Source organism: Paraburkholderia sp. (assembly GCF_050742655.1).
GTDB lineage: Bacteria > Pseudomonadota > Gammaproteobacteria > Burkholderiales > Burkholderiaceae > Paraburkholderia.
Genome location: NZ_JBOIGG010000006.1, coordinates 262778 through 288234, shown reverse-complemented (window position 1 = coordinate 288234; position 25457 = coordinate 262778). Strand labels below are relative to the sequence as shown.

General features: G+C 63.7%; 29 protein-coding genes. 10 read left to right on the top strand and 19 right to left on the bottom strand.

The window, feature by feature from the left end; translation table 11 throughout:
- The first annotated feature begins 71 nt into the window (after positions 1-71).
- Positions 72-812, top strand: coding sequence for an SDR family NAD(P)-dependent oxidoreductase (locus ACREXZ_RS11665; protein ID WP_431764214.1), 741 nt, complete (start codon positions 72-74; stop codon positions 810-812).
- Positions 813-837: 25 nt separating this feature from the next.
- Here the strand turns inward: ACREXZ_RS11665 and ACREXZ_RS11660 are convergent, their stop codons facing one another.
- Genes ACREXZ_RS11660 through ACREXZ_RS11625 form a run of 8 tightly spaced genes read right to left on the bottom strand, consistent with a single transcriptional unit; the run spans position 838 to position 7858 of the window.
- Positions 838-2145, bottom strand: coding sequence for an MSMEG_0569 family flavin-dependent oxidoreductase (locus tag ACREXZ_RS11660; RefSeq protein ID WP_431764213.1), 1308 nt, complete (start codon positions 2143-2145; stop codon positions 838-840).
- A 50-nt stretch (positions 2146-2195) separates the two neighbouring features.
- Positions 2196-2480, bottom strand: coding sequence for an MSMEG_0570 family nitrogen starvation response protein (locus tag ACREXZ_RS11655; protein WP_431764212.1), 285 nt, complete (start codon positions 2478-2480; stop codon positions 2196-2198).
- Between the two features lie 9 nt (positions 2481-2489).
- Positions 2490-3701, bottom strand: coding sequence for an MSMEG_0565 family glycosyltransferase (locus ACREXZ_RS11650; RefSeq protein WP_431764211.1), 1212 nt, complete (start codon positions 3699-3701; stop codon positions 2490-2492).
- The gene (locus tag ACREXZ_RS11645; protein ID WP_431764210.1) at positions 3698-4687 is read right to left on the bottom strand and encodes a sll0787 family AIR synthase-like protein; all 990 of its coding nucleotides are present in this window, start codon (positions 4685-4687) and stop codon (positions 3698-3700) included. The genes ACREXZ_RS11650 and ACREXZ_RS11645 overlap by 4 nt, the downstream gene beginning before the upstream one ends.
- On the bottom strand, positions 4687-5247 hold the full coding sequence (locus ACREXZ_RS11640; protein ID WP_431764209.1) for an MSMEG_0567/Sll0786 family nitrogen starvation N-acetyltransferase: 561 nt from the start codon (positions 5245-5247) through the stop codon (positions 4687-4689). Before ACREXZ_RS11640 ends, ACREXZ_RS11645 begins: the two co-directional genes overlap by 1 nt.
- Before the next feature lie 2 nt (positions 5248-5249).
- Positions 5250-6362, bottom strand: coding sequence for an MSMEG_0568 family radical SAM protein (locus ACREXZ_RS11635; protein ID WP_431764208.1), 1113 nt, complete (start codon positions 6360-6362; stop codon positions 5250-5252).
- Complete coding sequence (locus ACREXZ_RS11630) at positions 6313-7356, bottom strand: Nit6803 family nitrilase (RefSeq protein ID WP_431764207.1); 1044 nt, start codon at positions 7354-7356, stop codon at positions 6313-6315. The genes ACREXZ_RS11635 and ACREXZ_RS11630 overlap by 50 nt, the downstream gene beginning before the upstream one ends.
- 19 nt (positions 7357-7375) lie before the next feature.
- Positions 7376-7858 carry an MSMEG_0572/Sll0783 family nitrogen starvation response protein gene (locus ACREXZ_RS11625; protein WP_431764206.1) on the bottom strand — a complete coding sequence of 161 codons (483 nt, stop codon included), beginning with the start codon at positions 7856-7858 and terminating at the stop codon, positions 7376-7378.
- A gap of 444 nt (positions 7859-8302) precedes the next feature.
- Here ACREXZ_RS11625 and ACREXZ_RS11620 point away from each other — a divergent pair, with 444 nt between their 5' ends.
- From ACREXZ_RS11620 to ACREXZ_RS11600, 5 genes are all read left to right on the top strand, one after another.
- Positions 8303-9694, top strand: a complete 1392-nt coding sequence (locus tag ACREXZ_RS11620; protein ID WP_431764205.1) for a PLP-dependent aminotransferase family protein — start codon at positions 8303-8305, stop codon at positions 9692-9694.
- Between the two features lie 189 nt (positions 9695-9883).
- Positions 9884-10117, top strand: coding sequence for a hypothetical protein (locus ACREXZ_RS11615; protein WP_431764204.1), 234 nt, complete (start codon positions 9884-9886; stop codon positions 10115-10117).
- A 244-nt stretch (positions 10118-10361) separates the two neighbouring features.
- Positions 10362-10649, top strand: a complete 288-nt coding sequence (locus tag ACREXZ_RS11610; RefSeq protein ID WP_431764203.1) for a hypothetical protein — start codon at positions 10362-10364, stop codon at positions 10647-10649.
- Between the two features lie 58 nt (positions 10650-10707).
- Positions 10708-10833 (top strand): hypothetical protein, encoded by a 126-nt coding sequence (locus ACREXZ_RS11605; protein ID WP_431764202.1) that lies wholly within the window; start codon positions 10708-10710, stop codon positions 10831-10833.
- A 49-nt stretch (positions 10834-10882) separates the two neighbouring features.
- Positions 10883-11443, top strand: coding sequence for a MarR family winged helix-turn-helix transcriptional regulator (locus ACREXZ_RS11600; RefSeq protein WP_431764201.1), 561 nt, complete (start codon positions 10883-10885; stop codon positions 11441-11443).
- 19 nt (positions 11444-11462) lie between these two features.
- Here the strand turns inward: ACREXZ_RS11600 and ACREXZ_RS11595 are convergent, their stop codons facing one another.
- From ACREXZ_RS11595 to ACREXZ_RS11575, 5 genes are all read right to left on the bottom strand, one after another.
- Positions 11463-11912, bottom strand: a complete 450-nt coding sequence (locus ACREXZ_RS11595; protein WP_431764200.1) for a PaaI family thioesterase — start codon at positions 11910-11912, stop codon at positions 11463-11465.
- Between the two features lie 159 nt (positions 11913-12071).
- A complete protein-coding gene (locus ACREXZ_RS11590; RefSeq protein ID WP_431764246.1) occupies positions 12072-12833 on the bottom strand; it encodes a COG4705 family protein in 762 nt (253 codons plus the stop codon).
- A 165-nt stretch (positions 12834-12998) separates the two neighbouring features.
- Complete coding sequence (locus tag ACREXZ_RS11585; protein WP_431764199.1) at positions 12999-14129, bottom strand: hypothetical protein; 1131 nt, start codon at positions 14127-14129, stop codon at positions 12999-13001.
- A 40-nt stretch (positions 14130-14169) separates the two neighbouring features.
- The gene (locus tag ACREXZ_RS11580) at positions 14170-15279 is read right to left on the bottom strand and encodes a porin (RefSeq protein ID WP_431764198.1); all 1110 of its coding nucleotides are present in this window, start codon (positions 15277-15279) and stop codon (positions 14170-14172) included.
- A 628-nt stretch (positions 15280-15907) separates the two neighbouring features.
- Positions 15908-16993 (bottom strand): hybrid sensor histidine kinase/response regulator, encoded by a 1086-nt coding sequence (locus tag ACREXZ_RS11575; RefSeq protein WP_431764197.1) that lies wholly within the window; start codon positions 16991-16993, stop codon positions 15908-15910.
- A gap of 413 nt (positions 16994-17406) precedes the next feature.
- Here ACREXZ_RS11575 and ACREXZ_RS11570 point away from each other — a divergent pair, with 413 nt between their 5' ends.
- Positions 17407-17967, top strand: a complete 561-nt coding sequence (locus ACREXZ_RS11570) for a cysteine hydrolase family protein (protein WP_431764196.1) — start codon at positions 17407-17409, stop codon at positions 17965-17967.
- Positions 17968-17993: 26 nt separating this feature from the next.
- Here ACREXZ_RS11570 and ACREXZ_RS11565 read toward each other — a convergent pair whose 3' ends face one another.
- From ACREXZ_RS11565 to ACREXZ_RS11555, 3 genes are all read right to left on the bottom strand, one after another.
- Positions 17994-18512 (bottom strand): DoxX family protein, encoded by a 519-nt coding sequence (locus ACREXZ_RS11565; RefSeq protein WP_431764195.1) that lies wholly within the window; start codon positions 18510-18512, stop codon positions 17994-17996.
- Between the two features lie 150 nt (positions 18513-18662).
- Entirely contained in the window at positions 18663-19334 is a 672-nt protein-coding gene (locus ACREXZ_RS11560) for a haloacid dehalogenase type II (protein ID WP_431764194.1), read from the bottom strand.
- 52 nt (positions 19335-19386) lie between these two features.
- A complete protein-coding gene (locus tag ACREXZ_RS11555) occupies positions 19387-20019 on the bottom strand; it encodes a CGNR zinc finger domain-containing protein (protein ID WP_431764193.1) in 633 nt (210 codons plus the stop codon).
- Positions 20020-20157: 138 nt separating this feature from the next.
- On the opposite strand from ACREXZ_RS11555, the gene ACREXZ_RS11550 reads away from it, so the two are divergent.
- The 3 genes from ACREXZ_RS11550 (at position 20158) to ACREXZ_RS11540 (ending at position 22639) form a co-directional block, all read left to right on the top strand.
- Positions 20158-20853, top strand: coding sequence for an alpha/beta fold hydrolase (locus ACREXZ_RS11550; protein ID WP_431764192.1), 696 nt, complete (start codon positions 20158-20160; stop codon positions 20851-20853).
- 68 nt (positions 20854-20921) lie between these two features.
- Positions 20922-21776, top strand: a complete 855-nt coding sequence (locus ACREXZ_RS11545) for an alpha/beta fold hydrolase (RefSeq protein WP_431764191.1) — start codon at positions 20922-20924, stop codon at positions 21774-21776.
- Between the two features lie 92 nt (positions 21777-21868).
- A complete protein-coding gene (locus tag ACREXZ_RS11540) occupies positions 21869-22639 on the top strand; it encodes an SDR family oxidoreductase (protein WP_431764190.1) in 771 nt (256 codons plus the stop codon).
- Positions 22640-22654: 15 nt separating this feature from the next.
- Here the strand turns inward: ACREXZ_RS11540 and ACREXZ_RS11535 are convergent, their stop codons facing one another.
- From ACREXZ_RS11535 to ACREXZ_RS11525, 3 genes are all read right to left on the bottom strand, one after another.
- The gene (locus ACREXZ_RS11535; protein WP_431764189.1) at positions 22655-24229 is read right to left on the bottom strand and encodes an intermembrane transport protein PqiB; all 1575 of its coding nucleotides are present in this window, start codon (positions 24227-24229) and stop codon (positions 22655-22657) included.
- 237 nt (positions 24230-24466) lie between these two features.
- The gene (locus tag ACREXZ_RS11530; RefSeq protein ID WP_431764188.1) at positions 24467-24757 is read right to left on the bottom strand and encodes a hypothetical protein; all 291 of its coding nucleotides are present in this window, start codon (positions 24755-24757) and stop codon (positions 24467-24469) included.
- A 20-nt stretch (positions 24758-24777) separates the two neighbouring features.
- Positions 24778-25440, bottom strand: a complete 663-nt coding sequence (locus ACREXZ_RS11525; RefSeq protein WP_431764187.1) for a DUF3313 domain-containing protein — start codon at positions 25438-25440, stop codon at positions 24778-24780.
- Positions 25441-25457: the final 17 nt, after the last annotated feature.

Sequence of the window (25457 nt, the reverse complement as noted above, 5' to 3'; positions counted from 1 at the left end):
CGGATGACACGCATCGTCGCCGCGCGTGACGTATGACATAGCTGCGCAATGCAATCACGGGGAACATCGGTATGACTCGATCGAGTGCGATCGTCGTTGGCGTCGGTGCGGAAGTCGGCCTCGGCGCGGCGCTATGCAAACGCTTTGCCCGCGAGGGTTATCACGTGTACGTGTCGGGCCGCTCGGCGACGAAGCTCGGGCAGGTCGTCGAATCGATCGTGGCGGCGGGCGGCAGTGCCGAAGCGGTCGTCGGCGACACGACCGTCGAGGCCGACGTGCTCGCGCTGTTCGACAAGGCGATGGCCCCGGCCGCGGGCATCGCGCAGCCTGACCTCGTCGTCTATAACGCCGGCAACAACAGGCGCATCCCGTTCGCCGAACTCACAGCCGATGAGTTCGAAAGCTTCTGGCGCGTCGGTCCGCTCGGCGCGTTTCTCGTTGGACGCGAAGTAGCGCGGCGCATCGCGCCGCTCGGCCGTGGCACGCTGATTTTCACGGGCGCATCGGCAAGCCTGCGCGGCAAGGCGGGCTACGCGCAGTTCTCCGCATCGAAAGCCGGTGTGCGCATGATCTCGCAGAGCATGGCACGTGAATTCGGCCCGCAGGGGCTGCACGTCGCGCACGTCGTCGTGGACGGCGGTATCGACGGCGAGCGGCTGCATCGGGCACGTCCCGCCGTCGTCGCCGAGCGTGGCGAAAACGGCCTGCTGAACATCGATGCGATCGCCGACACGTACTGGTACCTGCACCAGCAGCATCCGTCCGCCTGGACGCAGGAAGTCGACGTGCGGCCGTTCAAGGAACCGTTCTAACGCTCGCTGTATGAAAAGCGTGCGGTCACGCGAACGCACGCGCGGCCGCCGTATCGCCGTGCGCGTGGGCCTCACGCGCCGCGCAAATCGCATCGACGAGATACGCGGCATCGCGCGCGACCCCCGAAAAACGCCCCGAACCCCACGTGTGCAGCCACGGCAAGCCGACGAAATAGAGTCCCGGCAGCGGCGTCACGCCGCGCTCATGCGCCGGGTAGCCGCGACCGTTGAACACCGGCGCGTCGAGCCACGAAAAATCCGGCCTGAAGCCGATACACCAGACGATCGCAGCGATCCCGCTCGCGGCGAGATCGAGCGTCGCGCGTTCCTCCGCCGGACACCATACCGGCGCATACGGGTCGCCCGTGGGCGCATCGATGCCGTTGCGATCGATGAACGCATCGATGCTCGCGTTGATGCGGTTGTAGGTATCGTCCGCCGCATCGAGGCTGGCCGCGAGGTTCGGCGCGAACCGTAGTTGTCCGTGCTGCAGATCCTCGAGCCGGCCGTACAGTTCCATCCCTTGCGCGGCAAACCGGCGCAGATCGATGTCGCGACCGCCATCGCGACCGGTTACGTAGTGATTGGTGTTGTCGCGCACGCCTTCACGTAACGGATGCTGATCGACCGGCATGTCGTAGTAGCGCATGTCAGCAAGCCAGTCGACCACGTCGCGACCGCGATAGAAACGCGCGCAACGCGGCGCATCGCCGACTGCGAGCACGACCTTGCGACCCGCGAGATGCAGGTCTTCCGCGATCTGTGCGCCAGACTGTCCCGAGCCCACCACCAGCACCGCACCGTCGGGCAACGCGTGCGGATTACGATACCCGGATGACTGCAGCTGCACGACGTGTGCGGGTATGCGCTCAGCCAGCCGCGGCACGATCGGCGTGTGATAGCCGCCCGCCGCGACGACGACGTGGTCCGCGGTGAACGCACCGCGCGTCGTAGCGATCGCGTAGCGGCCATCGGCGCCGCGCGTCACGTGCGTGACCCCGGTGTGTTCGAGCAACGGCGCATCGATCTTCGCGATGAAGCCATCCAGGTAGCGGACGATCTCGTCCTTCTTCATGAACCCGTGCGGATCGTCTCCGTCGTACGGGTGGCCCGGCAACGCACACTGCCAGTTCGGCGTGACGAGGCAGAACGTGTCCCAGCGCTGCTCGCGCCATGTGTGCGTCGCCGTGCGCCGCTCGACGACCAGATGATCGATACCGGCCTGCGTCAGGTAATGACTGGTCGACAGTCCGGCCTGGCCACCACCGACGACCAGCACGCTGACATGTCCGCCTTCAGGCGGCGAAGTACGAGAAAGGGCTGCGTTCGACATGACAGGTTCCGTTCGAATGAAGAGAAAGGACTGGATGAACCCGGAGCGGTTTAGCGAAGCGCGAGCACCGTCACTGCCGCATCGGGTTGCGCCGCGAAGCGCTGCGCCGCGTGTTCGATCTGCGCGAGCTGATCCAGCGCAGCCGAACACGCGAAGCCGTACTTCTCGCGCACGCGCTCCGAACCGATATGCAGCGCCTCGCGTGCCCGTTCGACGAAATCGTGCAGCGCGTAGCGTTCGCCCGGCACGAAGAAATCGCCGACTACCGTCGACGGCGAGTAGCAATCGGCTTCGCTGCCATCGGGCCAGCGGACTGTGAAGTGCATGACAGGCATCGTGAATCCTTAGTGAGTCGCGGCGGGTTGGCGACATAGCCAGCGCCGATAGATTTCCGCATGCCGCGCGGCGCTCGCCGTCCACGTGAAGCGCTGCAGCAGCGCGGGCACCGCGTGTGCAAAATCGATCCCGCTGTCGGGGCTCAACGCGCGCACGAGTGCACGCGCGATCGACCCGGCGTCGGCGGGATCGGCCCAGCAGCACATGTCGTCGCACAGGTAGTCCGTGAACGGCTCGATCGCCGACACGACGACCGGCTTGCCGCTCGCCAACGCTTCGAGCACGACGAGTCCGAAACCTTCGCGTACCGACACCATCGGCACAACGTCCGCAATGCGGAACACACCAGGCATCGCGGCATCGTCGAGCGGACCGGTCACGACGACCGGCTCGCCGGGTCCTATCGCGAGCCGGTGCTGCGAGGCTCGTTCGATGAAACGCCGGCCATAGTCGTCGTGATCGAGCAGGCTCGCGCCGCCCGCGATCACCAGTTGCGCACCGGCATGCGACGCGCGCAGTTGCGCGAACGCATCGAGCAGCATCAGCGTGTTCTTGCGTGCTTCGATCCCGCCGACGGCGAGCACCACCGGGTGCCCATGGATGCCGAAGCGCGTGCGCAACGTCGCTTCGTGCTGCAGGCCTGCGTGGCTCGCGTGACGATACCGCTCCGCGTCGACACCGTTCGGCACCGTCTGCGCCACGATGTCGAACGTGTCGCGCAGATGCCGCGTCCACGCGTCGCTGACGCACAGCACGACGTCCGCTTCGCGATACGCGCGGCGCTGCCATGCGGCGAGACGCGGATCGTCGAAGTCGTCGAGGTGATGCACGGTCCGCACGAAGCCTCGAATCGCACCCTCTTCGACGAACTCTGCGAGCGCATTACCGCTGATGCTGTCCTGCGCATGCAGCACGTCGAAATGGTCGGCGCCATGCACGCGCAGCGCTGTTTTCAACGCGACGATGCGCGCGTCGATGGTCGCGGCGAGACGGGCTGCGCCGTCGCAATGCGACTCGTACGTCAGCGGTGCTACGTTAGCGAGCACGACGCGACACGGCGTTTCACGGAACATCCTCTCGCCATGCGCGGCCGGCGCAAACACGGTGACGTCGTGTCCCTGCCGATGCAGCGCACGCGCCAGCTCGAGCGTATGCACGACGCCGCCGCGCGGATTGACCGAATGCGTGAACAGCGCCACGCGCAGCGACGCCGCGCTCATCGCGAGTCGCCGGCCGCGCCGATGAACGGTTCATCGCCGAAGTTCCACAGCAGCGCCGCGTCGCCGCGCCGCGTGATCACCACCTCGCGCGACGCATCGACCGTACCGATCGCCGCGCACGCGAGCGAGCGTGCCGCGAAGCGCGCGATCACCTCGTCGACGTGCCGCTCGCGCACCGACAGCAAGAAGCCAAAGCTCGGAAAAGCGCTCAACCAGCGCTCGAAATCGACGCCGTCCGGTCGCGGTATCGCATCGAGATCGATCCGCGCGCCCGCACGCGAGCATTCGAGCAACATCAGCGCGGTGCCGGGCACGCCCGCCATGCTGATGTCCTTCGCCGCGTCGCAGAGCCCCGCTTCGGCGATCGCGGGCAGCAGATCGAGATCGGCTCGCAGTCGGGCGGACGGCGCACCGACCGACGCATTCCAGAACGGATACGGATCTTCGAAACGGCCGCGCAGATCGACGGCCATCAGCAGCCGGTCGCCGGGACGGGCATTGAAGCTCGACAGCAACGCGCGCGCCCGTCCGACGATCGCGACCGCGAGCTGCGCGGCATCGCTGCGCGTGTTGCTATGGCCACCGACCATCGGCACGCCGTACGCGACGCACGCGTCCGCCATGCCGGCGAGGATCGGCTCCGCGGCGTCGATCCCGTCGCTCCACAACGCATCGACGACAGCGAGCGGCCGGCCGCCCATCGCGTAGATGTCGCTCACGTTGACCATCACGGCGCTGTAGCCCGCAAACCACGGCATCGCGTCGACGAAATCGCGGACCATCCCTTCGATCGCGAACAGCAGATAACCGTCGCCGTCCGCGAGCGCCGCGCAGTCGTCGCCGAGTGCGACGGCCTGCGCAAGATCCGCCGCGCCGCGCGGCAGACGGTTCGCGAGCGCCGACACGACGCTGGCGATGTCGGTCTTGTGCGCGAAGCCGCGGCTTGCGCGCAACCGTTCCGCGAGCGACGAAAGTGCCGAGGGCATCACGCAACTCCCCGCACCGACGTGACATAGCCGCTGTCCGGATTCGCACACGGCGGGTAATGATCGAGGTCGGCCTGCATCACGCAATGCGGCCGTCCGAACAGCAACTCCTCGCTGACGATGCGCCAGTGCAGTTGCTGAAAGAGCGGCACGTTCTGGCTCTGCACGTGCGCGAGAAACGTGTCGCAGCCGAGCGCATGCGCACTACCGACCGCGAGCCGGATCAGCGTCGAGCCGATCCGGCCGTGCCGTCGGAACGCCGCATGCACCGCAAGCCGCGAACCGAGCCATACGCGCGACCCGGTTTCATGAATCCGCACCGTGCCCACCACCTGGTCCGGCATGCCCCCGACGCAACTCAACGCGACAAGCTGATGCGCGTGTCCATCCGCGTCGTCGCGATCGTCGCCGACGAAGATCCCCTGCTCGATGCAGAACACCGCGCGCCGCAGCGCGTACGCGCCCGTCGCTTCCCACGGCAGCGTCGCGCGTTTGACGCGATACTCCGAAGGCGTAAAGGCGAGCGGCAATGCATCGGTATCGACGGTATCGCACAGCATGGTCACTCCTCGTACGCGGCGAGCGACGAACACGCGCCGCATTTGCCACAGCCCGCCTTGATGTCCGCGGAACGCAATCGCGCGTCGCGCAGCATCGCGCCGAGCGGTTCGAGAATCGATTTCATGAACGCCGCGCTCGGCGCCGGATGATCTTCAAGCGGCGTGCCGCTGATCGGCACGAACGGCACGACGAACGGATAGACGCCGCGCGCGATCAGATCCCGCGACGTCGACAGGATCGCGTCAGCCGGGTCGCCGAGCCCCGCGAGCAGGTACGTGCTGACCTGGCCGCGGCCGAACACGCGTACCGCCGCATCGAATGCGGCCATGTAGCGCGACACCGGCACGCTCGCCTTGCCCGGCATCATGCGTTCGCGCACGGCCGGCGTGACGACTTCGAGATGCATGCCGAGCGTATCGACGCCGCTCGCTTTCATCCGGTCGAACCAGCGATCGTCGTCAGGTGGCTCGCATTGCGCCTGGATCGGCAGGTCGACCGCAGCCTTGATCGCGAACGCGCTGTCGCACAGGATCTGCGCGCCGCGATCGGACGTGGGCGGCGTGCCGGTGGTCAGCACCATGTGCTTCACGCCGTCGAGCAGCACCGCGGCGCGCGCGACTTCGGCCAGTTGCTCGGGCGTCTTGCGCGCGATCGTGCGTCCCGCCGCGAGCGACTGCCCGATCGCGCAGAACTTGCAGCTCTTGCGACGGCTCTCGTAGCGGATGCAGGTTTGCAGCACGGTCGTCGCGAGCACGTCGGTGCTGTGCAGCGTCGCGATGTGCGAATACGGCACACCGTCGAGCGTTTGCAGCGCGTAGAAACGCGGTGCCTTCGGAAAGCCGATCTGCGCAATCGGAATCGCGTTGCGCAGCAGCGCGCTGCGACCACTCGCATCGGGCTGCGCGGCGACGAACGGCGATTGCCACGCGCTACTGGTATGCACCGGCACCATCACAGTCACACCATCGACGATCACCGCCTTGTGGTCCGACGGCCCCGCGCCGCCGCGACGGCTCGCGGCGCCGACCGTGGGATCGATGAGGCGCAGACCGGCCGACTGCAGTTCAGTGATCAATTGCCGGCTCTGCACCGGCAGCGCGTCGCTCGTGTTCATCGGGTTCTCCGCGGTGAGTTTCGAAACGTTCGGAAGGGTAGCCGGATGGCGCAGCAAAACTCTCCATCGACATCATCGGTGCCGCGGGCCGGTCGTCGATCACGAGGCTCAGCAGTTCGGGGCGGGCGTAGTGGCCGACCGAATCCATCATCCGTTTGCGTTTGGTGATGAGCGCCATGTCGAGATCGGCGACAACCATGCCCTCGCCTTCGCGCAGCGGCTCGGCCAGATGCTGGCCTTCGGGCGACACGATTGCGGTATGACAGCCGCCGCGCAGTGCTTTTTGCAGATTCGGGTCGGGCGTAATCGATTCGATCTGCGCGTCGGTCAACCAGCCGGTCGCGTTGACGACGAAGCAACCGGATTCGAGCGCGTGATGGCGGATCGTCACGTCGATCTGCGCAGCGAAGATCGGCCCCACCAGCGAGCCGGGAAACTGGCTGCAATGGATTTCCTCGTGCTGCGCCATCAGCGCATAACGCGCGAGCGGGTTGTAGTGCTCCCAGCACGCGAGCGCACCCACACGACCGACCGCGGTCTGCGCGACCTTCAACCCCGAACCGTCGCCTTGCCCCCAGATCATCCGCTCATGAAACGTCGGCGTGATCTTGCGGCGCTTCAGCAGCAACCGGCCGTCGACATCGAACACGAGCTGCGTGTTGTACAGGCTGCCGTGATCGCGCTCGTTCACCCCGAGCACGACGACCATCCGGTGCAGCCGCGCGCGCTCGGCAACCGCGTGCGTGACCGGTCCCGGTACAACGACGGCAGCATCGTAGAGTCGCAGATGATCCGCGCCCGACGCGACCGGCGGTCGCACGAACGAGAAGTACGGGTAATACGGCACGAACGTCTCGGGAAAGACGATCAGCTGTACGCCGCGCGCGGCGGCCTCGTCGATCGCGATGCACACCTTGTCGAGCGTGCCGGCGGCGCGCTCGAGGTCGGGCGCGATCTGCACCGCCGCCGCACGGACGATTCTCGGGTCGGACATGATGTTCCCCGCGCGGCGCTCAGACGGTCCACGTATGGACGACCAGCGCGTTTTCCTTGCGATGGAGCAGTTGCAGATCGAGCACGTCGAGCGGACTGATCGGCCGGATGCCTTCGATCAGCGACGCTTCGCCGTGTCCGTACAGCGCCTGCAATGCGAAGCGGCACGCGTAGACCTTGCCGCCCTCTTCCATGAACTTCATGAGCTGCTTGTTGAAGTTCAGATGACCGGGAAACGCTTCGTCGCCGAGCGTTGGAAAGCCGCGCTGCAAGCCGAGCGTCACGCCAGGTCCGTACAGCAGCACCGACGTTTCGAAGCCCTTGCGTTGCAGCCGGGTGGCCTGCAGCAGGTTCACGAAGCCGATCGATCCTTCAAACGCGACGGTGTGGAACGTCACGAGCGCCTTTTCGCCGGGCTCGGCCTTCACGTCCTCGAATACCTTCTCTTCGTAATCGACCAGAAAGTCCCCTTTCTGATGGGCAGGTTTGTTCACAGCGGGCATGGCGCTCTCCGTTGAGTCCAGACATTGATCGTCGATCCGGCTATAGGGCTCATAGAGCCCGGCCGGCATGCCGAGCAACGCAACGGATATGCCAATGGATCGCATCGCGAATGCGATCACTTTCCAATCATTCAAACGGCACGAACCGAACACGTGCGAAATTTTTTTGTAACTGGGCACGGCGGCGGCGTAGGCCGCTATCTGTCGCCGCGCGTCATGCACCGTCGGCGCGCGACGCGACACGTCATTCCGCATCGATGCGCGTATCGCTGGTGCGGCACACACCGAAAGAGTGCACTCATCCGATCAATGCGATCAATGCGATCAGCACCCGAAAAACATGCAATCGGATACGCGCGATTTTTATTCGGCATGCTATGTTTCATTCACGCATCCGCGCTGGAAACTCGCTGAAAGTTCGCTGCAATTGCATCGGAAACGGCCATGAACGACTCGACGCATCACTGGATCAAAAGGCTTGCCGAAAGCCGCAAGCCCGCGTATCTCGTGATACCGGATCTGATCGAAGAGGATCTCGCGAGCGGCAGGCTGCGTCCGCGCGACCGGCTGCCCGGTCTGCGCGATCTTGCGAGCACGCTGCAGCTGAACTACACGACGGTCGCCCGCGCGTATGCGGAAGCGCGCAAGCGCGGCCTGCTCGATGCGCGCGCCGGCAGCGGTACATTCGTGCGCGGACGCACGCAGACGCTGCCGCTCGCGGGCGGCAGCAGTGTCGAAATGTCGATGAACATGCCACCGGAACCGCCCGAACTCGCGGCACGTTTGCGCGAGTCGTCGGCGCAGCTGTTCGCCTCCGCGGATCCTTACCGTCTGTTGCGCTATCAGGATTTCGGCGGCGCGCCGGAAGATCGCGCGGCGGGCCGCAACTGGCTGAAAGAGCGGCTACCCGATTGCGAAGAGGACACCGTGCTGGTGTGTCCCGGCATTCATAGCGTGCTCGTCGCGCTCGTGTCGCAACTCGCGCGGCCCGGCGACACGATCTGCCTCGATACGCTCGCGTATCCGGGCATCAAGGCGATCGCGTCGCAACTGGGCGTGCGCCTGCAGGCGCTGCCGCGCGACGATGACGGACCGCTGCCGCACGCGTTCGAAGCGCTGTGCAAAGCCGAAAAGCCCGGCGCGTTCTATTGCAACCCGACCTTGCAGAACCCGAGCACGCTCACGCTGTCCATGCAGCGTCGCATAGCACTGGCCGACGTCGCGTTGCGCTACAGCGTGCCGATCATCGAAGACGACGCGTATGCGCTGCTGCCGCAGCAGGCGCCTGAAGCGCTCGCGGCCATCGCGCCGGAGCTGACGTACTACGTGACGGGGTTATCGAAGACGCTCGGTGCGGGATTGCGCGTCGCCTATCTGCGCGCGCCCGGTGCACGTCAGGCGCAGCGGGTGGCCGGTGCGTTGCGCGCAACGACCGTGATGCCGAGTCCGTTCACGGTGATGCTTGCCACGCAGTGGGTCAACGACGGCACCGCGCACGACATGCTCGACGCGATCCGTGCCGAAGCGAATGCGCGCCAGACGATCGCCGCGCAGGAACTGGCCGGCTGGTCCTACGATGCGCATCCGGACGGCTTTCACCTGTGGCTCCCGATTCCCGCGCATTGCGACTGGAGCGCATCGGAACTCGCGTTGCAACTGCGCAACCAGGGTGTCGGCGCGGTGGCCGGCGCGGCGTTTTCAACCGACGGCAATCCACCGAACGCGGTGCGTCTCTGCCTCGGCGGACCACAGCTTCGCGACGACTGCCGCGAAGCGCTGCAACGCGTCGCCGATACGCTGAACGACCCGCATCATCTGCACATGCCGATGATGTAAGCGCGCTGTACGTATGGGTTGAAACAAGCCTGCAAAAACAGCGCAATAAGTTAACACAGCCACGCGAAAGTTAACAGTACCGGGCGAGAAATCGCAACAAGGTCCTGGCACTTCGACCAAGTTCCTGGCAAGCTACGCAGATCGAGCGCAAACACCGCTCTATCGGTACAAAGGAATGGAGGTTCAGACATGTCGGTCATCGCCCGTTCACGTGAAGCCAACGCCGCGGAACGATTCGTTCGCGCGTCGCGCAAGGTCGATCTCGCGTTTCGCGCCGTGCGCGGCGAAGTGGCGCCTGAAAGTCTCTTAATCGAACATTCGCTCGCCGTACTGCAACTCGAACAGGCCCTCGACGAACTCGCCGAAGCCGAAGCGCTGTTCGACATGACCGTCAGCACTGGCGTGCCGAAACGCACGAACTAGACACGAATCAAGCGGCGGCTGCCGCTCGCTGCGCGGGGCCTGTGCAACACAGGTCCGCCGGACACCCATCCGGCCCGGCTATCGATTGTTCACATTACTAAAGCACTCTTTTCACTTTCCGCGTCTTTATCCCGCCGCCCGTCCCGTCTAACGTGTACCCATGCGCCGATTGCCGTACGCATCGCCGGTCGCCATCAGGCGACGCGTGCGCCTGCAGCGGCTTAACCCTGTTCGAGAGGTTGGTATGTCACGCACGCATCGTCAATGGATGTCGAGCCTCGCCGCGGTCTTGCTCGCCAGTTTCGCAGCCGCCGGCCATGCTCAGGAAACAGATCAGGCGGCCACGCCTTCCAGTTATTCGGATCGCGGTTCGGACCCGGTCGGGCACACGCAAGTCGGCGCACCGTCAACGCACCGGTCGATCTTTGGCCACTATCCTGCAAATGCGGCAGCAGCGGAACAGCGCAATCGCGACATCGTGCGCTCCGTCACGGGGCTGCCGGGCGGCTCGAACGGTAGCGAAGGCCGTTGAGGTATCAAGTAAGAGAAGTAACAGAAGCAAGAGACAAACCCAGAGGACCGGAAAACGTATGGCAGCAGTCGTCGTCGTAGTTGCGTTCGTCGTTGCATTGGTCGGCGGGCCGTCGCTGGTGGGCAAACTGTCCACGCCGGCGCCCGCGACGGAACACGTTGCAGGAACGCAAGGCGGCTCGTAGTAACGCGGCGCCGCCTTGCCGGGCGCCGTCACGAACAGGAATTCAACGTATGGCACGCCCGCTGTCGCCGGAAAACGCCGCGCTGCTCGCCCGCGCGAGCGAATCGAGTCTCAGCCATCTGCTCGCACAGCGCGGCATGCGCGAAATCGCGCGCCTTCTCAACGATGCGCTGCGCTCGCTGAACATCAGTTCCGCGCAGTTCTGTCTGCTCGCGCTGCTGCATCGCGACGAGCCGCCAACAGTCAGCGAACTCGCTCACGAGATGAATCTGGAAGCGTCGCACGTGTCCGCTCAACTGAGCATTCTCACGCGCCGCGCGCTGGTTGTCGCGGTTGCGGGGCAACGCGACCGCGGCCGGCGTCGTCTGATGTTGACGCCATACGGTCAGTCGGTGCTTGTCGATGCGTTGCCGCTATGGATGTCGGCATCAGCGGAAGCGTCGCATTTTCTCGGCAGCGCCGACCTCGCCCGGCTATCGGCGCTTGCGAAAACGCATCAGGATGCGCATGACCATGCGGATGAAGAGGCTCTGGCACCAGGCAGCGACGATACGCATTGCGCGTGCGCGCCCGACCGCGAGGCGCCTGCCGAAGCTGAACCTGCGCACTAAGCGACAACGAGTCGGCCCGCTATCGCTCGAACACCAGCAGCGTCGACGTCGCCGACGCGTAAAGCTTGCCGGCCTCATCGGTCAGCGTCGCTTCGGCAAATGCCGCTCGGCGACCGATGGTCAGCACGCGTCCCTCGGCTCGCAGCTTGCCCGTGTCGACGGTGATCGCCTTGTGATACGCGATCTTCAGTTCGAGCGTCGTGTAGGCCTGGGTCGGACTGAGCCGCGAATGGACCGCGCAGCCGCAGGCGGAATCGAGCAGCGTCGCCGTATAGCCCCCGTGCACAGTGCCGATCGGATTGTAGAGGCGCAGGGTCGGCACGCTTTCGAACACAGCGCGGCCTTCTTCCACTTCCGCCAGATAGAAATCGAGCGTGTCGCCAATCGGCGGTCGCGTCTCCACGCCCAGCAATCGCCGCAACTGTTCTAGACCGGTCAGACCGGCCGGCATGTCGGCAACCTGATTCATACTGCGTCTCCTCGATCGAACATGGGGATGCGGTTCAGACTCGTCGACGACCCGCCCGTCGTTGACGTTTCCCTCCAGCGTGAACTCTACACCGCCGCCCGTTCGATCGCGGGAAGCAAGTTCGTAGCAGTATCCATTGAACCGCGCTTCGCCACGGATTCAGTCCAGCAATGTCTGGCCGGACGGCGTCGAACGGCGTTCCTTTCGTATCGACATGTAGACGATCCCCACCGCCATCACGGCTGCAATCGTCAGTGAAGACGTGATGCGGTCCAACGCCAGTCCCCCTTCGCTATGCGGTTTGGTGAGGGTGTCGCCAAGCGTTGCGCCAAGGGGACGCGTAAGGATATAGGCCGCCCAGAAAAGCACGCTGGCGGGAATCCGCTTTGACCAGAAGCGGGTCGCGGCCACGATCGCGATCAGCCCGGAAAATATCAGCGCACCGCCATCGAATCCAAGACCGACGCTGGTCGCAACAAAATCACCGAGTGCAGTCCCGAGCGTATTGGACACCAGAATCGTCAGCCAGTAGAAAAGCTCTTCTTTCCGGGTGGCGATGTCCTCGAACCTGACCTTTCCGGCGACGCGATGCCAGATGAAGAGGACCAGCAGCACACCGCAAAACAGCATGATCGAGGACTTGACATAGCCGAGGCCAACGGTGCGATCCAGGTAGTCCGATGTCGTCGTGCCGACGGTCGTGGTGGCGACCACCACGAGCCAGTAGACGATCGCGTGATAGCGTTCCGACGCCATCTGGGCCGTGAGCGTGACCGCGAAAAACGCGAGGAGGATAAGGCTGCTGATCGCGTAACCCAGGTTCAACGACATGGAAAGCGCGTCGCCGCCGGTCTCGCCCACCGTGGTCGCGAGAATCTTGACGACCCAGAACATCAACGTGATCTGCGGGACTTTACTGATTAGACCGGATTCGCCGCGCGAATCCGGATTCGAAGGGTTCGTCATCACATGGATCCTTTGATGGATGTCTCGATGCGCGCGGCAACACGAACGCGCGTAGCGGCTTTCACTCCTTCAGGCGGATCGAACGGCTGCGATCTGCCTGAAGGAAAATGACCATCGCCGTTACCGCGCGGTGAATACCGATACTCCCGGGCTGGAAAATTCGGCGTCGGCACCGCCTGCCTGCGGGACGAAAACACGGTTCAACTTGCCGTCCACGGCAACCGAATGCGCATGAACGCCTGTGGGAACGCTGCCCAGGAGACGTCGCGTAACGGCATCGACGACGCCGAGCGCCGAATCGAACTTCGCGTCCTTTCGACCGACCTGCGAAATGCCGTCAGCGGAGCGATGGCCTGCGGGCAGGAAGTAGCGTTTCGAGACCGGGTCATAGGTGACCTGATCCACGCCGCCGAACGGCAGCTCGGCGAGCGTCCTGCCGCTACTGCGGTCGATGATCAAGGTCGTCTGTTTGCCGCCCTCGTCGGGATCGCAGCCGATCAGCGCATCGTTGCGCGGTCCGATCGCGATCCCGGTCGGTGCCCCGCATCCTTCAAGCCCGAACACGTGTGACACCCGCGGTTTTCCTGCAAGCACCGACGCAACCGGAATGAGATCGACCTCGCCCTTCGGATGAGCCTTGGTCCCGTCGTTGTTCAACATGAAGTTGCGGTTTTTCGGGTCGTAGCCGCACGCTTCGAGACCGGTGGAATCCGGCAGCGTGAGCTTGCCGACGACCGCCTGAGTCCGGGTGTCGATGAAGGTTGCGAATGGCGGCTTTTCGCCGCCGCTCGAGTACATCACGACGTGGTGTTCCGCGTCGAGACAACCCTCGTCGGCACGAAGTCCCGACGTACTGACGGCGATCGTCTTGACCAGCTTCTTTTCCGACACGTCGATCAGCTTGACCGCGTTGACATCGCCCACGTAGACCAGCGACGTACCCGGCACCGGTGTCACGCCGGCCGGCGCAGAGGTATCGAAGCTCTTTCCCACGCCGGCGAAATCGCCGGGAATCTGGGCCAGCAGCGTCATGGTTTTCGCATCGAATACGTCGAGCGCGGCATTCGATCCGTCGGCGAGATAGTACTTTCCGTCCGCCGTTGCGCTCGTGTCGAACGCGAAGTGCTGCGCGACCTTGACCGGGATATTGGCGGTCCATTTCGGCAGACTGTCCGCCGACGCGGCGCTCCACGCAAAGGTGCTCCATACCAGCGCACCCATCGCCGCCATACCTGCATAAACGCGTTTCATGTGTCCATTTCTCCAATCAGGGTTTGAAGTTTCGTCACGGTCAGAAACCGTGAACGATTCCAATGCGAACGTCGGCCTGCTGACTGGCCGACGAGGGTCCGAGCGTGTCGCCGAGCACAGCATCAACGCCTGCCGATGCCTTCACGTAATCCGACGAGAGGTAGATCTGCGTCCGCTTCGAGAGTGAATAGCTGGCTGCAGCGGTCGCCTGATTCCATTTGTGCCCCTGGAAGCCAGTATGCTGGTATCCGAATACGAACTGCAGGAACGGGGTGGCCTGATACGTCGCACCGCCCTCATAGACGTGCATCACAGAGGCCTCGCCCTGGTATTTCAGCGTCGTATCGGTAAAGTTGCCGTAAAGAGTGACATCGCCGATCGCATACGAAGCGCCGATGCCGAATGTGTCCAGCGAATGGAGCGTGAATGCCGGCTGGAGATCGCTGGCTGAATTGCCGGTCCCTGTTACGGTCGGTACGCCGAAGAAGGTCCGCAAGCCGATCTGCGCGTAGGGGTCCAGCGTCGGCGTGGCCTCGGACGTATAGTCCGCACCGATCGTCAATGGCCCGTTTGCGTACTGTCCGCCCACGCTCCACGCGCTGCCGTCGTGGAAGCTTCCTGCCGTATTACTGAAGCCATACATCGCAGCGAACTGGAATCCTTCGATGGTCGGGCTGGTGTATTTGATGGAGTTCGGCATCCGGTCGTTGTTGGTGTGATCGAAATCCCCCTGATGCACCGCATAGCCGCTGCCGAGCGCACTCACGTTGAACTGGTTGAAAAAATCGAAGGCCATGTCGTACTGATAGCCCATGGTGATCCTGCCGTAAGGCGTCTCCACGCCGATCAGGGCCTGGTGTGCAAATTCCGTGTTGGAGGGGAGCATTTTCCCGTTGTTCAGATCGAACAGGCCCTCGAGCTTGAACACCACCGTGTTGCCGCCGCCCAGGTCCTCGTGACCCGCGAGGCCCCATATGTTCGGGTACAGCACACCGCTATCGAGCTTCGTGTTATGGCCACCTCCCTCGTTGTCCACGAACGTCAGGCCTTCGTCGATTCTGCCGTACAGCGTGAGACTGCTCTGAGCCTGGACAGCGTGACTCGTCAGCGTAAGCAACGTCGCCGCTGCACTCATCGCAAGCTTGTTCATCCGTTGTCTCCATTCATTATTTTTTGGGCAAAGCGACGCCCTTCCTCGCACGAGGACTGCCTGTTCCCTGCCAGGAATGTCCGGCCGTTTTTTTCGCCGGTTAGCGTGTCACCCGGAGGCGTGGCAACGCGGGCTTTCGTCGAGCCGCGCCCCGTGCATCGAACGCGTTCGATTTCGGACTGTGATGCTGCATGTGTCGTCGATGCGTTGCGCGCCGTTCATGCCGTCTCCATCTTTTTGTCTGTGGCGTGCAGTATCACTCTGGAAACCATTCGATTTATTCTCTGAAAAGAGATTATTGATTTAAGTAGAGAATCAACGAATGTCCCGCATCTTGAGTGCCTCGTCATGTCTGGGGGACGAACACACGTGCGCGCGGAGCGCGGAGCGACCTCCGACGAACGGCATGCGGGATGATTGAACGACCGTCCACGCGTAGTGGACGATCGAAGAGGTGCGACGAGTCGGGGGCCGCGTGTGATGCCACGTCGGGCTGGCGTTCAGGATGAATGGGATACGCAGGATAGACGACAGCGATCGACACTGCCGCGCCCCGACACGCCGTTCACCATCAATGCAAGTTTTGCGAATCTATCGAAACGAACGGGCGAGGTCCACGTTGCGCCGCCTATGGTTCGATCGCCGATGCGCCGCGCGGCAGGGCTACCTCGATCAGAAAGCCGCGATCGGTCCGGCGCATCGCCACCGTTCCCCGATGCTTCTGCGCCGCGACGTTGACGAACGCGAGACCGAGTCCCCAGCCCTCGACCTTGTTCGCGATCTGCGAATCGAGGCGCGCAAAGCGCTGCTGCGCCTTCTCGTGTTCATGCTCGGCGATGCCTTGCCCGGCGTCTTCGACGCCAATCAGCCACGCGTCGTCCGAGGACGACAGCATGCAACGCACCTCCGATTGAGGCGGCCCGTATTTCAGTGCGTTATCGAGCAGGTTCGAGATGACCCGCGTCAGCATCAGCCGGTCGCAATGACACAGCGATTCCGTCGGCGGCGTGCTGACCATGATGTGGCAGCCCTTCGCGCGTGCCTTTTCCCATAGCTGGTCGGCGGCCACGATCAACAGGTCATTGAGATTGACGGTATCGAGGTGCAGCCACTCGGACTGCGCGCGCGCCAGATGCGTGAAACCGTCCGCCAGCGCGAGCGCGGCGCTCGCATGCGTGGCGATGCGCTCGAGAACCGGCGGCAGCGTGCCGTGCTGGGTGCGATGACTCTCGATCAACGCGAGAATCGAAGCCTGTGGCGAGCGCATGTCGTGCGACAGGAAATCGAGCGCTTCCTTGCGCTGCAATGCGCCGACATACGAATTGGAGTGATAGCGAATCCGCGCGATCAGCTCGATCGCGTCGGGCAGCTTGACGAGATAGTCGCTCGCGCCGGCGACGAACGCGGCACTCTTCACGATGGGTTGTTCGCGCGACGACAGCACGATCACCGGAATGCCCGCAGTGGCCGGGTCCGCGCGATAGCTGCGCACGACATCCAGCCCATCGACACCGGGCATCACCAGATCCTGCAGGATCACCGTGGGCTTGAGCGTCGCAGCCATCGTAACGGCCTCGCGGCCGTCGAGGCAAACGTCAAGCGCAATGTCTTTCTCGCTTGCCAACATGCGCCGCACCAGCTCGCCGATCATCGGTTGATCGTCGACCAGCAGGACCGATGCGGCAGCCGACATCAAGGTCGAGTTTGAATCCATCGGACGTCGTATCTCAGGTCGAACTCACGTCAAAATTGTTAAATATGGCCGTATTGGGGCGCAAACGTACGAGTCGATGCGCACCGCTATGTTAGCCGTAGTGTCCCCAGATGTCCGCTTATTCAACGGAAGATTGTCTCGGAAAGCAGTCGGTGCGCTACTGATGGTTAGCGACCAGGTGCACGCGCGATCGCACGTTGGGACGCATCGACGAATGCGTGATCCGGCTCATTGCCCGGCGCTTTCGTAATCGTTGAACATGCGATCGCGCGACAATGCGGGCACCGCTGTGTCCGGACATGGGGAGAGACGGTTCGCCCTACCGCGCGGATGGCGCAACGGTTGCGCCGCGCCGATCGACGCTGGCATGATGGCGTTCGATCGCTCTCTCACCTCATCGCAAGGAAACTCGCATGAAGCCGCTGCCGCCCGACGCCGCCCTGATCGTGATCGACGTGCAACAGGCCTTCGACGACCCGATCTGGGGTCCGCGCAACAACCCAGCCGCCGAGGCCAACGTCGCGACGCTGCTCGCCGCATGGCGCAATACGCGGCGTCCGGTCTTTCACATTCAGCATCGCTCGCCGCGACCGGAGAGCCTGTTTCATCCGGAGCGCCCCGGCTTCGCTGTCAAGCCCGAGGCCGTGCCGCTACCCGGCGAACCGGTGATCTACAAGGACGTCAACAGCGCGTTCATCGGCACCGATCTCGAACAGCGGTTGCGGGCAAGCGGCATCGAGACGCTGGTGATCGTCGGCATCACGACCGACCACTGCGTGTCGACGACGACGCGCATGGCAGGCAACCTCGGCTTCGACACGTACCTCGTCTCCGATGCGACGGCGACGTTCGGACGGCGCGGTCCCGACGGCAAAACGTTTACCGCCGAACAGATGCACGAGACCGCGCTCGCGAGTCTGCACGACGAGTTCGCGACCGTGGTCCGCACGACGGCGGTGCTCGAAAGCGTGTAGCGGATTTCGCGCGTTCAGCGCGCGCCTTAACGCGTGTGAGATTGCCCGCGGATGCGCGCATACCACGGACGCAGCAGCGTATCGACAGCGAGCGGTCCGCTCCCGCCGAACACCAGCGTCAGCAGCCCCACCGCATATAACAGATCCGTCTCGTAACCCGGCGGCCCGAACTGCGGCACACCGCTGACGACGTCCATCAGCTTGATCGACGTGAATCCGTATTGCAGATGGACCGTGGCCGTCGCGACGAGCAGCACGACGAGCATCGGCACCGTTGCGATCGGCACGAATGCCCCCAGGAGGATGGCCAGCCCTCCGAGTAACTCGATCGCAATCGTCGCCCATGCCATCAGGTGCGCAGCCGGCACGCCCAGCGCATGGAGAATCGCTGCGAAATGCTCAGGATGCTTCTCGATCTTTGCGATGCCATGCGCGATGAAGCCATACCCGATCGCGATGCGTATCGGTAAAGGCGCGAAGCGTTGGAGTTTCGAGGCCAGCCACGATGGATCGGCCAGGCGGAGCAGCAAAGAAAACGGCTTCATGCATGATTCCCGTATTGGCGCGTCGGCAGAACACGCCGACACGGAAGTTGCACCGGCGCGATCAACAAGCGCGCGCCATACGGTATATCGATGCAGCACGGGGTTCGGTTACACAAAGTCGGATTATTTTTTTTATTGTTGCTTCGGCTGTCACTCGAACAGCGCCGCCAGCCCCTGCAAGCCAGTCACTTCCCAATCGGGCTTCTGCCCCATCTCTTCGAAGACGTTGCCACTCCGGTTGATCCAGCACGTCGGAAAGCCGAACGAGCGCGCGCCCGTCGCATCCCACGCATTCGACGACACGAACAGGATCTCCGTTCGATCCAGTTGCAACGTCTGCCCGGCGAGTTCGTACACGCGATGATCGGGCTTGTAGACGTGCACCGCATCCGCACTCAGCAGATGGTCGAATTCGCCGCGAAGTCCCACATGACTCACGACCGCATCGATCGATTTCGGCGAGCCGTTCGATAGAATCGCGAGCTTCAGCCCGCGTTGCCTGAGTTCGCGCAACGTGCCGGGTACTTCGGCGAACGGCGCGAGTTGCAGGTACGCATTGCGCAGCGTGTCGTGCGTACGTGAGTCAAGTTCAAGTCCGAGTTGCCGGCACGCGAAGCGCAATGCGTCTTCCGTCGCCTGCTCGAAATCGACGTAGCGCTGCATCAGGCTGCGCAGCCACGTGTATTCGAGCTGCTTTTGCCGCCACAGCGCGCTGATCTCCCGACCGCGCCCCGGAAACGCGTCGTCGCAGCGCGCGGCCACCGAATGCACGTCGAACAACGTGCCGTACAGATCGAAAGCAATTCCCTTGATGCCGTTCATCCTGCGTCCTCCTGCTTATGCCGAATGAAATACACGCCGTCGCGCGAACCGCTCAGCCGCCTGCCTGCTCCTTGATACGCTTGCGGTGAGCCGCGACTTTCGCGCGGTTGCCGCACAGCGCCATACTGCACCATCTGCGTCCGTGGCCGCGCGTGTGATCGGCGAACAGTAGCGTGCACTGCGGACCTTCGCACGCCTTTACCAGCGAGAAATCTTCCTCGCATACGAGTTTCGCGAGTGCTTCCGCGATCGGCAGCAGCAACGATTCCGGCGAGCGCCAGCGTCGCGTCGCGCGCCATTCCAATGGCGTCGCCGCGCCACGTTCACCGGCGACGATCTCGCCGTAACCCTCGTCCCGTTCAAGCAAACGGTTGAGCGGTTCGAGCTCGCGCAGATCTTTCGCGGCAAGACGCCGCCCCTTCGTCCGTCGCACGAAAACCCTGAACCATTCGCGCAGATCGCGCGCCTGCGCGGCGACGTTATCCAGTTCGCCGGGCGTCGCCTGCGCGCGGAGCGTGTCAATCGTATTGCGCGACACGAAGCCCGCCTGTTCCAGCCACGACAGCAAACCTTCTCCGTCGCCGATCCAGTCGACCGGCTCGGTCGCGGGCGTCGCAATCGAATTCAGGAAATCGAGGCCCGGTGCGTCGGCCACGAGGATGGCAGGAAGGTGTCGGTAGTCCATTCAAGGCCCCAGCTTTCAGTTCGTCATGTGAAACAGTGTAACCATTAAAAAAGCTCTTGACAAGTTACATTGTCAATTAGTAACCTTCATTCAACGATTTTAACGGTTACTATTGGTGTCTCGACAAAGGAGCAGGAAATGTCTTCTGGCAACGTGAAGGTGGTGCTCGCGCACGGCGCATGGGCGGACGGTTCGAGCTGGAGCAAGGTGATTAGCCGTCTGGCTGCACAAGGTATCCATGCAGTCGCAGCGCCGCTGCCGCTGACGTCGCTCGATGCGGATGTCGCCGCGCTCGATCGCACGCTGGAACGCATCGAAGGGCCGGTCGTGGTCGTCGGTCACGCGTATGCAGGTGCGGTCATCGGCGCGACACGCAGCGACAAGGTCGCGGCGCTCGTGTACGTCGCGGCGCTCGCACCGGATGAAGGCGAAACGGTCGCCGACGTGTTCTATCGCGGCACTGTGCATCCGCAAGCACCCGCGCTGGCGCCGGACGCGCACGGCCTGATCTGGCTACCGGACGACGCGTTCGCAGCTGCGTTCGCCCAGCATGCGGCGCCGGAAGAACTCACCGTGCTCGCGTCGATCCAGCGGCCGATCGCAGCGGCGTCTATCGGTGTCGCGCTGGGTCGTCCGCTGTGGAAGGACCGGCCGAGCTGGTTCCTCGTCGCCGGGCAGGACCGGATGATCAATCCGGAAACGCAGCGCTTCATGGCACACCGGATGAATGCCCGCGTGCACGAACACGACGTCGATCACACACCGAGCGTGACCGCTCCAGATGTCGTCACCGACATCGTGCTCGAAGCGGTACAGGCTGTCTCTACGCGCTAGTACGCAACCTCATCGCCTCTTTGCAACCCAGCCCCCCAACCGTCATCGAATCACCCAGGAGAAATCTCATGTCCTCTATCAGCTATCGCCAGGCCGACGTCGACGGCTTCAACGTGTCCTACCGCGAAGCCGGCCGCACCGGTGCACCGAAGCTGCTGCTGTTGCATGGCTTCCCCAGCTCGGGCCACATGTTCCGCGACCTGATTCCGCTGCTGGCCGACCGCTTCCATATCGTGGCACCGGATCTGCCGGGCTTCGGTCGCTCGGATATGCCGTCACGCGACACGTTCAAGTACACATTCGACAACCTCGCCAACGTGATCGACCGCTTCACCGAAGTGATCGGCTTCGATCGCTTCGCGGTCTACGTGTTCGACTACGGCGCACCGACGGGCTTCCGTCTCGCGGTCCGGCATCCCGAGCGGATCACCGCGATCATTTCGCAGAACGGCAACGCATACGAAGAAGGTCTGAGCGACGGCTGGAATCCGATCCAGGCGTATTGGCGCGACCCGTCGCAAGCGAACCGCGATGCGCTGCGAGGGTTTCTGGCACCCGAAGCGGTTCAATGGCAGTACACACACGGTGTACCCGACACGACCGCCGTATCGCCCGACGGCTATTCGCTCGACAGCTTCTATCTGAGCCGCCCCGGTTCGGATGAGGTCCAGCTCGACCTGTTCGGCGACTACAAGAGCAACGTCGCGTTGTACCCCGAGTTTCAGGACTATTTCCGCACGCACCGGCCGCCGCTGCTCGCCATCTGGGGTAAGCACGATCCGTTCTTCCTGCCGCCCGGCGCCGATGCGTACAAGCGCGATATCCCCGATGCGGTGGTGCGCTTCCTCGACACTGGCCACTTCGCGCTCGAAACGCACGCGGTCGAAATCGCCGGTGCGATCAAAGAGTTTTTGACACGCTAAGTAAAGGGGTGTGCGGGTGGAAAGAGGGTGATCATCCACTGATCGCCGTGCTTGTCGCCCCTACCCGTTCAATCACATCAAGGAGAAACGTCATGTCGAAGAAAGTCGCCATCGTGACCGGCGCGAGCCAGGGTATCGGACGTGCGACCGCCATCCGGCTCGCACGGGATTTTTCTGCGATCGCCGTCGTCGCGCGCAACCGGGACAATCTGGAACAGACCGCAACCGACGTGAAAAAAGCCGGCGCCGAGGTGCTCGTGCTCGACCTCGATCTGTCCCGCCCTGAAGCGGCGCAGGAAGTGGTCGACCAGACGCTCGCGTCATTCGGACAGATCGACGCGCTGCTGAACATCGCAGGCGCGGTGCCGCAGATCGACGTTCTCGAAATGACCGACCAGCAATGGGAAGACGGCCTCGCGCTGAAGCTTCACGGCGCGCGCCGTCTGACGATCGCGGCGTGGCCTTCGTTGAAGGAAACGTCCGGCTCGGTCGTGCTGATGTCCGGCAATTCGGCGCTGTTTCCGAAGGCTCCGTACGCGGCGGTCGGCACGATCAACGCGGCGATCGTCGCGCTGGCGAAGGCGTTTTCGGATCGCGGCATCGGCGACGGCGTGCAGGTCAACAGCGTGCTGCCCGGCCCGGTGATGACCGGGCGTCGGCAGTCGTATCTCGAACACTGGGCGCCGCTGCACAACATGAGCGTCGAGGAAGCGACCGCGAGGTTTCCGCGCGAAGCAGGCATCGCCCGCTACGGCCAGCCCGAGGAAATCGCCGAGCTGATGGCGTTCATCGTGTCGCCGGGCGCGAAATGGATGACAGGTTCGACGTTGCGGATGGACGGCGGCGAAGTGAAGTCGATCTAACGGAGCGCGCCACCGCTAATGCTGCGCATCGCGAGGCTTGCCGTACAGCAACGACTGCGGATTCTGCTCCAGGTAGTCCGCGAGTTGATTGAGACTTCGAAGCGTCTGCGTGAGTTGCGTCAACGCCTGATGCACGTCGGAGCGTAGCGGCGAGTCTTGCTGCAGCGTTGCATGAGCGCTATCGAATGTGCGTTGCGCGGCGACCAGCGTGTCGACGGCCTGCGGTGCGAGTTCGGTGTCGAGCCGCGCAAACAGCGCATCCGCGTTGCGCAATGTGCCGTTCAGGTTCTTGCCGATCTCTTCGAACGGCAGACGGTTCAGCTTCTGCACGAGATCGGCAATCTGGTCCTGCAGTTCCTCGAGCGTGTTCGGCACCGTCGGGAGTTCGATCGGCATGCGGTCCGTGTCGATCGTGACCGGTGGCGCTTTCGGAAACATGTCGAGCGCAACGTAACGCTGCCCCGTGATAAGACTGCCGGTGCGCAGCTGTCCGCGCAGGCCGTCGGCGACGAGCTTGCGCAGCAGCGCCTTGGCCGCCGCCGTATCGCCGCGGCCGAGCGCTTCGCGATAACGCTGCCCGAGCCGTTCGGGATACAGGTCGACGGTGACCGGCATCACGAAGCGGCGCTTGTCCGGATCGTATTCGACGTCGATTGCGGTGACATAGCCGAACTCGATGCCACGAAAATCAACCGGCGCACCGACCGCAAGTCCCCGCAACGACTGGTCGAACATCATCACCACCGGCGCGGGTTGCTCCGTCGGCGCGCGCATCGCGCTGGTCTCGTCGCTCGCCACGCGAAACGATGCGCCGTCCGCGGCCGGCGTTCCCACCTGTTGTCGCGGCGAACCGTCGAACGCGAGGCCGCCCGCAAGGATCGTCGCAAGCGATTGCGTGTTCAGGTTCAGACCGCTGGAGTCGAGCCGCAGATCGAGACCGCTCGCCTGCCACCAGCGCGAATGCGTGCCGACGTACTGGTCGTACGGCGCATCGACGAATACGTCGATCGTCACGCCGCCACCGCCGCTGTCAAGCGAGAAGCCCAGCACGCGTCCGACTTCGACGTGGCGATGATAGACGGGCGAGCCGACGTCGACCGAGCCCAGCGACTCGCCATGCAGTACGTAGCGGCGGCCAGTGCGGTCGCCGGTGATGGCGGGCGGCGTATCGAGGCCGACGAATGCCGCGCGTGCCTCGCGGGACCGACCGGGGTCGACGGCCACGTAGGCACCCGAGAGCATCGTCCCGAGGCCCGACACGCCGGTCACGCCGATGCGCGGACGCACGACCCAGAAACGCGAGCCGGTAACAGCGAACGATTTCGCCGCCGACGTCAACCGCACGTCGACCAGCGCGTGCGACCGGTCGCTCGACAGACGGATCGCTTCCACGCGACCGATATCGATGTTCCGATACCTGACGCGCGTCTTGCCTGCCTCCAGTCCTTCAGCCGTCGAGAACGCAATCGTCGCAGCCGGTCCGCGCGCAACGACGCTGCGCACGAGCAGCACGATGCAGATCGATGCCGCGACGAGCGGCAGCAACCACACGAGCGACGGCAGCCGACGCCTGTTCGCGATCGCGATCATCTACGTGGACTCGTGCGCGAAAGGCTTAAGCCGGATGCATCGCGTGCACGTCGTGCGTGATTCACCCATGCTTCGCCTGTTTCATTTCACAACCGTCCGACGACGACCTCGTACACTTTGCGTGCGAACCGCTTGATCGATCCCAATCGCATCTTGCCTCCGAATACACGGATAAATTTCATCGCGCTGCCTTGAGCGAATGCCCGCAACACGTCCCGCGATGCAAGTCGACGCACTTCAACGCGGCGTCGCATGCGATGCGACGCGCGGAGGCGCATCGGCGAGATGCACGCTGTGCAGACCCGGATAAACGCCAAGCAGGAACACGAGGTACATCAGCCCGGCAAACAATCCCGCCAGCGATCCCAGCACGTCCCGCGATTCGGCACCGCGCCGGAAGTGAACCGGTATGCCCACGACGAGGTACGCGATCGCGAAGACGAGCACGACCGTTAGCGTCGGCGGCATGCGTTGCGCGACGAAATCGGCCACGGTAAGCACGGTGTCGTGGATCGCAGGCGAGAACATGGCAAGAAACACCCGGCCGTTCAGTTCAGGCCGGCAAGAAACGCGTCGGCGCCCTTGTCGATGCCGGTTTTTGCCGCGCCTAGCGAGCCGAAGGCCGCCCCGATATTCATCGCATTCGGGTACTGCTTCGTTACGTAGGCGTCCAGCAGACGACCGGTCGACGCATCGAAGACCTCCACCGCGTATGTGATGGAACCGGTGAACGATCCCTTGCCGCCGCGTATCGCCTGCACGCCGTTGTAGAGACCGCCCGCGATATCGAATCGCGATACCGGTCCGAGGAACGGCGTCGTGGTTTCGGCACCCGTCAGCGTCAGTTTCACGCGCATCGTGTTCGGGCTCGCTTCGCTGGAAACGACGAAGCGCTTACCCAGCTTGTCGACGAACGTGCGTTTCATGTAGTCCGCAAGCGCGGTCTTATCCGTGTCGCGCAGATCGCCGAACTGGCCATCGGCCCCGCGATAGACGGTGACCGGATCGACGATGACCTTCGTATAGCTGCGCCAGTCGACCTGAGTCGAATACCGGTACGGGATGCGGCCGGATGTGTCGTGCGTGTTCGTCTTCAGGTACGACGACGAATCGATACCCGAATACGCGACCGGCTGTACGCCCGCACAACCCGCCAGCGCGATGCACGCAGCCCCGATCAGAACGCGCCGCGCGCCGTTCACGTTAACCATTCGAACCTCCGTTCAAG